General features: G+C 65.0%; 1 pseudogene. It reads right to left on the bottom strand.

Annotation, left to right across the window (positions count from 1 at the left end):
• Positions 1-329, bottom strand: a pseudogene (locus OQ02_RS39665) (IS630 family transposase); the annotation flags it as partial.

Below are 329 nucleotides of genomic sequence, written 5' to 3'. Positions count from 1 at the left end.
AAGAGACAGGTCCAGGGCTTGGATCTGCGACTTCTCGTCCACCGAGAGCACCACCGCGCCCTCGGGCGGGTTGAAGTACAGGCCGACGACGTCATAGACCTTCTCCACGAACAGCGGATCCGTCGACAGCTTGAACGTGTCGGTCAGATGCGGCTTGAGCTGGAACTTCCGCCAGATCCGGCCCACGGTGGACTTCGACAGGCCACTGTGCTCCGCCATCGATTTGCGCGACCAGTGGGTGGCGTTCTTCGGGAGTTCCTCCAGCGTGGTGACCACGACCGCCTCCACCTGATCCACGCTGATGGTGGCCGGCCGGCCCCGCCGGGCCC

The sequence above is a fragment of the Saccharothrix sp. NRRL B-16314 genome, from assembly GCF_000716595.1.
Taxonomy (GTDB): Bacteria; Actinomycetota; Actinomycetes; order Mycobacteriales; family Pseudonocardiaceae; genus Actinosynnema.
The sequence above is the reverse complement of the archived record's forward strand: the minus strand, read 5'-3'. Positions and strand labels throughout refer to the sequence as shown.